Source organism: Okeania sp. SIO2F4 (assembly GCF_010672385.1).
GTDB lineage: Bacteria > Cyanobacteriota > Cyanobacteriia > Cyanobacteriales > Microcoleaceae > Trichodesmium.
This window is the reverse complement of record NZ_JAAHGT010000486.1, coordinates 1-7179: the sequence shown is the minus strand read 5'-3', so window position 1 is coordinate 7179 and position 7179 is coordinate 1. Positions and strand designations below refer to the sequence as shown.

At 33.4% G+C, this 7179-nt stretch carries 5 protein-coding genes; all 5 read left to right on the top strand.

Going from position 1 to position 7179, the window contains the following annotated elements:
- Positions 1 to 693 precede the first annotated feature (693 nt).
- The 5 genes from F6K22_RS25475 (at position 694) to F6K22_RS25455 (ending at position 6690) form a co-directional block, all read left to right on the top strand.
- A complete protein-coding gene (locus F6K22_RS25475; protein ID WP_293104436.1) occupies positions 694 to 1065 on the top strand; it encodes a hypothetical protein in 372 nt (123 codons plus the stop codon).
- Positions 1066 to 1112: 47 nt separating this feature from the next.
- The gene (locus tag F6K22_RS25470; protein WP_293104433.1) at positions 1113 to 1439 is read left to right on the top strand and encodes a hypothetical protein; all 327 of its coding nucleotides are present in this window, start codon (positions 1113 to 1115) and stop codon (positions 1437 to 1439) included.
- Positions 1440 to 1637: 198 nt separating this feature from the next.
- Positions 1638 to 3068: a dihydrolipoyl dehydrogenase gene (gene lpdA, locus F6K22_RS25465; RefSeq protein ID WP_293104430.1), complete on the top strand. Its 1431-nt coding sequence runs from the start codon at positions 1638 to 1640 to the stop codon at positions 3066 to 3068.
- Between the two features lie 545 nt (positions 3069 to 3613).
- Positions 3614 to 4507, top strand: coding sequence for an indole-3-glycerol phosphate synthase TrpC (trpC, locus tag F6K22_RS25460; RefSeq protein ID WP_293104427.1), 894 nt, complete (start codon positions 3614 to 3616; stop codon positions 4505 to 4507).
- Between the two features lie 1946 nt (positions 4508 to 6453).
- Positions 6454 to 6690, top strand: coding sequence for a DUF5340 domain-containing protein (locus tag F6K22_RS25455; RefSeq protein WP_363274412.1), 237 nt, complete (start codon positions 6454 to 6456; stop codon positions 6688 to 6690).
- The last annotated feature ends 489 nt before the right edge of the window (positions 6691 to 7179 follow it).

The following is a 7179-nucleotide window of genomic DNA, read 5'->3' as shown; positions in this document are numbered from 1 at the left end:
AGAAGGTTTTAACCGTTACACCAATTGAAGATCAGGAAATATTATTTCTTCTCTCTTGGGAGATTGGAGGCAAGCGTTTGCGCTTCGCAAAGCTTCGAAGTTCGCGTAGCGTCCCGGAGGGAACGGAAACCTCGCCATCCAAGGACCGCTTTTTTCCCCTATCCAAGGGGAGGCTTTAAACCAAAATTATTTAATTATTAATTATTAATAATTAATAATTCGGTAAAATTGAAAAACTGATTTTTAGCTTTGATACTTAATCTAAAAATCATTACCACTCAGCAACGCCAAACATTGATAATTGGAAATGCTCAAGTGTTTGATAACAATGGTATTTTTGAAGGCAAGCTTAAACTTTTTTCTTCCTGTAAACTTCAACCATAAGTATTTGTAGAGTCAAAAATGAAGATAGAAAATAATACCAAATTCAAAAAAGACAGTTACATCTTAAATTTGTAATTTATTCCTACAATAAAAAATTATAAATTCCATAAATTGTCAAAATAAAATATTTTTTTATCTTTTTTTATCATTTTTTTCTTTCCCTCCATACCTATTCCTTGTATCGTGAGTGTAGCAATATTTTATTAAATTAGTAGAAGAAATATTGGTCTCGTGTTTAGACCGCAGAAACTCCTGCTAATTATATGATTTTTTCTAGGGGGAAAGAGTATATTGTGCCCAAATTATGCTATGCGCTACTTAGGTTCATTATTTGAGAAACTCAGCAATGATTTACAGAGTTCTGTAAAGATTATGGATTTAGTTTCGTCTTATGGTATTATTTATACACTAAAATTATGCGATTTAACTTGGTCGCAGTTGATCGATTTTTATGTGGAAGACAATCGGTTAAAAAGACATTTATGGGGAGACATCGAAAAGTTTTACACGGATCGTATTCAGGATACACATAAATATAAGTTTTACTTGTTGGATAGTTCAAAACCTGCTATAGAGTTTGCCAAAAAGATGAATTTATGCGAGCAAGGATATGCTTTCGATCTTAAGCATGACTCATTAACTGATGAGCTTAAAGATATTGTTCCATGTGAGATATTTTGATCTATGTTGGTTCCATTGGCTATATAGGTCCTCATTTTTTTTAGCAAATGTTGCCCCTTGTTATCGCAAAAAGCTCTTTACCACTACTTGCATTCTCGACTTACCCTATATTTTATTATGATATTTGCGCCAATTATATTGAAGCGGAATTCCGAAAATATGGCTACTTTATTTGTTGCAATGCTCCACTCAAAGGACGAAGAATAACGGATGCCGAGTATGAAATTTCACAAAAAAGCAAATATCGCCAAGCCCTTGATATTTGTCGCTTTAAAAATGAAGATTATTATACATCAGCGTTTTATATGGCTCTACCTAAAGATTGGAAAAAGGAATTTGAAAATTCGATGATAAACCAGGATAAGTGCATCTAATTTGATTTTGATTTGATGGATAATTCTATCTGGAGAATTTATTATGATTTGTTAGGCCAAGTTAATCTCTAGGGAGATAGGCCAAAGGAGTCAAAAAAATTCCTAATAATCATGTTTAGCTGTATCCGGAAAAACCCCTAATCTATATTATATAGTTGTTGTTTTTGCAAACATACCGAGAAGTTTTAGAAAACAGAGATGACTCAAGAATTTGATTACGACTTAATAATTATCGGCGCAGGTGTCGGTGGACATGGTGCAGCATTACACGCTACGAACTGTGGCCTAAAAACAGCTATTGTAGAAGCAGCAGAAATGGGTGGTACTTGTGTTAACCGAGGTTGTATACCATCTAAAGCACTCCTGGCAGCATCTGGTAAAGTTCGAGAGTTACGGGATACTCACCACTTAAAAACTCTGGGCATTCAATTAGATAATGTGGCTTATGATAGACAAGTAATTGCTTCTCATGCAAGTAACATTGTTACCAAAATAAGAGGTGACATGACCAACAGCCTTAAACGTTTAGGTGTCGATACGATTATAGGTTGGGGTCAGGTAGCAGGAAAACAAAAAGTTACGGTTAAGACGGAAAAGGGAGAAGAAAATTTTACTGCCAAAGATATTATACTTGCTCCTGGGTCAGTACCTTTTGTTCCTCCTGGAATAGAACTGGATGGTAAGACTGTCTTTACGAGTGATGATGCTCTAAAACTAGATTGGTTACCACCTTGGGTTGCAATTATTGGTAGTGGTTATATCGGATTAGAATTTTCTGATATTTACACTGCCCTTGGATGTGAGATTACAATGATTGAGGCGTTAGATCGGTTAATGCCTACTTTCGATCCAGATATAGCTAAGATTGCACAAAGAGTTCTAATTCAATCAAGAGATATTGAGACGAAAGTTGGTAAGTTGGCTATGAAGGTAGTTCCTGGGTCTCCAGTAATTATTGAACTTGCTGATGCCAAGACTAAAGAAGTAGAAGAGGTTCTAGAAGTTGATGCTTGTCTAGTTGCCACAGGTCGTATTCCCTATACGAAAGATTTGGGATTAGATTCTGTAGGAATAGAAACTGACCGCCGAGGATTTATTCCCGTAAATAGCAAAATGGCTGTTTTGTCAAGTGGTGAACCAGTACCTAATTTATGGGCAATTGGTGATGCGACAGGAAAAATGATGTTAGCCCATACAGCGTCAGCCCAAGGAATAACGGTAGTAGAAAATATTTGTGGTCGTTATCGGGAAGTAGATTATCTTAGTATCCCGGCGGCAGCTTTTACTCATCCAGAAATTAGCTATGTTGGTATGACAGAACCAGCAGCTAAAGATTTAGGCCAAGAACAGGGGTTTGAAGTTGCAAGTGTCAGAACTTATTTTAAGGGAAATTCCAAGGCGATCGCTGAAGGTGAAACAGATGGTGTGGCTAAAGTAATTTATCGTAAAGATACAGGAGAGTTATTGGGGGTACATATTATTGGTCTTCATGCTTCTGATTTAATTCAAGAGGCAGCAAATGCTATAGCTAAAAAGCAGTCTGTTAATGAGTTATCTTTTAATGTACATACTCATCCTACTTTGTCAGAAGTTTTGGATGAAGCGTTTAAACGAGCTACTGTTCACTAGCTATTAACTTTTATAAAATTGGTGGATTTAATGGTATATTTAATAATATTAATACTATCAAATCCTCCAAAAAATAGGGAGGTGGGTTCAGCAATTAACAATGAACAATTAATAATTAATAATTACCCCTTCTTAAAACGGATAGGATTGACTAAAAGGAATTTTTTTGATTTATCCCCTATCCAAGGGGAGGCTTCAAGGCGTGAATTATTGAATGAATAATTAATTGACTATCAACTCTTAATTATTAATTATTAACTCTTAATTATTAATTATTCGGTGATGGTCAGACTTAAATCCTGAAAATCTTATGTAAGGGATAGTTTGGTATTAAGAAAAATAGATAAATGAGTAGGGGTTAGAGTTTTTTCCTCAATTATGATTTCTGAGTGATACCTTGAAAAAGATAGTTTTTTAGGCAACTATAAATATGTATGAATTTTGAGGAAGTTGGTGGGTTGAATAATCTCAACATTACCAAATCTTGAAAAAGCTGAAGAGTATCAAGTAAACATTATTGAAACCTAGGAATTTATTTTAGATAAATGCAAATTCGTCGTCGTCAGCCAAACCCAGCCGTGGAAATGGGCAACTTACGCTATGAAGTTTCTGTACCAGAGTCAAAGGCTCAAAATATTCTAGAGGAAATAGTTTGGTATAAAGAAAAAGAGGTAGATTATCTGCGCGATCGACAACCTTTGATTGAGTTAAGAAAAAAGATTAACTTAATGCCTCCTCCTCTAGATTTTTTGACTATATTATCAGCAGGCAAAACTCAACCTGCTGTAATAGCTGAAGTGAAAAAAGCTTCTCCTAGTAAAGGAGTAATTAGAGAAGATTTTGAACCAGTTGCTATTGCCAAAGCATATCAGGAAAATGGTGCAACTTGTATTTCGGTTCTTACAGACAAAAAGTTTTTTCAAGGTGGCTTTGAAAATTTAGGAAATGTTAGAGCAAATGTTGATTTACCACTGCTTTGTAAAGATTTTCTGATTTATCCATATCAAATATACTTTGCTCGTTTATACGGAGCTGATGCTGTATTGTTAATTGCAGCAATTTTATCAGACCAAGACTTAAAATATTTTATCAAGATAGTTAATGCTTTAAGAATGACAGCTTTAGTTGAGGTTCATAGTCTCGAAGAGTTAGATCGGGTATTGCAAATAGATGGGGTTAAGTTAATTGGAATTAATAACCGCAACTTAACAGATTTTTCAGTAGATTTACAAACAACTTGTAAGCTGATGGAAGCTAGGAGTAAAGATTTACAAAAACTTGGAATATTAGTTGTAAGTGAATCAGGAATACATACACCTGAAGATATTAAAATTGTTAAAAATACTGGTGTGAATGCTGTTTTAATCGGTGAATCTTTAATGAAGAAAGCAAATCCAGGTGCAGCATTGTTAGAGCTATTTACTGAAAAGCAAGCTTGAGAGCAATGTCTCTTTTTGAATGAGGAAAATAGTTTATATGCTGGCTATTTACCTCTAAAGTTAAATCAAAGCCTGATTGGGATAAACGAAACAATCTAATACCAATTTTCTAAAGTAAGACTACACATAACTTGACATCTTGGCTTTCAAGTTTGATAGATATTTTTACCGAATTATTAATTATTAATTGTTAATTAAATAATTGTGGTTTAAAGCCTCCCCTTGGATAGGGGAAAAAGCGGTCGTTTGCGGAGCATGACCTTAGGATGGGATGGCGAGGTTTCCTCGCCATATCCAATCTCCCCTCGAGAAAAGTGCTCTTGAATTTCCCAATCTTCAATTGGTGTAACGGTTTTAACCTTCTTGTAATTATCAAGTTCGCCATTATCAATTATCAATTAATGAAAAGTGTTGTTTAAGTTTATGAAATTAGTATAATACGATTTATCAAAAACTTTTCTACATTTTATTGAGCAGGAGAGTAGTTGTATACAACGTCCGAGAGCGAGAAGTAAACATAAGAATAATTAACATTAACTGAGCTGCTAATTAGCAAAAAGATTATTATGCTTATGTTAATTACTTAATAACTGAAGTGTTGCCTAAATATAGGATTAATCAAAATTGGTATAATACCATTTTGATAAATTTTTACTACAAATAAGAAATAATAAGTAGGTAGGCATAAATAAACGTTAAAACAAAAAATATGAAAAAGAACCCAGAAGCAAGCGATCAAAGGGTTCCAACCGTTTTGAATTTCCATTGCTATTTTATGGGTAATTAAACCCACTTACTTATAAGTATTTAGCTATCAGCAATTAGTTTCATACAAAATGAATTTATAAGGCGGTATTGAGAGACTGAAGTCCTATTTTCAAGTTTCGGTCAAAGTACATCTGGAGACCTTATACCAAGCGTGATAAATGTTTGCTACGAATAGTTATGCTGTTTCTAGAAATCTCCGAATCAATAACTTATAGCGGTTTTCACAAAGGTAAACTATGTAGAAAAAAACTATATTTCTCTAAGCGAATTAATTTAACTTCTATTGCTGTAGTCTATGTTAATGAAAACCGCTATAAATACCTTTTATTAGGGCAGAGTTTCTCTTCTTCGTCAAAGGGACATCTCATTTAAAGTCTTTCAATTACCCTTTTTATTCATCACATTCTTTTTTCATGCATTGTATTAGCTATTCATAGTAAATATTTTTTATGATTCACATTTTAAAGCTGTTTACGCAGCATGACGTAGGAAATGCTAACTGCTAATAGCTGAATACTGACACAAATAATAGAGAATCTTGATTATAATTGCTATTTTTTGGTAAAAACTCATCTATCTAATGCAGTGAGAAAATATACCATTTTATTGCTTGTTTTTTTCTTGCTTATTCCAACTTCGGTTATTAGAGATTGAATGTATCAGAAAATATCAAAAGGAGATATAGCAATCCTATTTTATTTGTCTATAAAAATCTTACTGCTTTTAGGGAACACTTAACTGGGAACACTTAACACTTAACTGGCGGGAGTTTCAGTTTTTTTATCTACTTTTTGATTACCCGCAACCTATGTGCGGATTCCTGTAGGGAAAAAAGAATAGGCGAAGACACAAAGATTTGTTACCTATTTTTTACCATAACAGGACTTACGCAAAGGTACTATATATAGAGTTCAAAAACTATAACGTTATAGTTTTTAACGCTATATATGCGGTGTCTGCGTAAGTCCTACATAATTTTAGGAGTAGGAGTATGAATAGCGAGACCCTCTCAACTAGCCGAATTTCTATCTTTAGCCTGATTCAAGCTTTAATATTTAGTTTTTAAACAAGTTTCTTAATACTTATTTGACAAACAGTCTCTTACTTTTTCCTTGCCTATACTATTTGTAACATTATTTCTTTAAATTGGTATAATAAAAGTACCTAACAGCTATTTTATGATGGAACCAATACCAGTCCCCTCTCGTATTCATTATGAACTACTACTTCAATTATTAGAAAAAAAGACGATTTTGGCAGTAGATTATCAGACAATAGAGTATCAAAAAGTTCAAGAACTTATTGTGACAGTTAGAAAAGCTTTAGCACTGCAAAAACAATTAGAGGAAAATTGTAAACAAGCAAATTTACCAATAGAATATCACTGGTCTCTTAATGAAGCTGAAAAATATTAGCTGAAAAATATTAACGGATATATAGGAATCCTCTGCACAGTTGTAATATTTTGGTGGTAGTTAGGAGTCAGAACTCAGGAGTCATAATTTTCAAGCTTTTCAGTTCAAATTGACTATTATCAAAATTGTCACAACTAATTTAGTATTGCTATAGCAATATTCGGTGTTGGTGAAGCCCGGGTATGATGCGTAAAATTAGGGATAGGGAGTCAGAAGAGGTTGTAATAAAATGCCTATTCAACAATTAATAATTAATAATTAATAATTAATAATTACCTCGGAAAAATTTTTTCTTTTTTCCCCTTAAAAGGGGAGGCGCATACCCACAATTTCTCGGTAAATAAGTAGTGTAATACCAAGCGTCAAAAAAGAATGTTACGAATATTTTAGTCAACCAAAGTAGTTTAAGTCAGATGCAAATTTACTAGAATAGATTGTTTCATAGAAAAAAATGATAATAAAAACTGCTTCTACTGACTACTGATTATT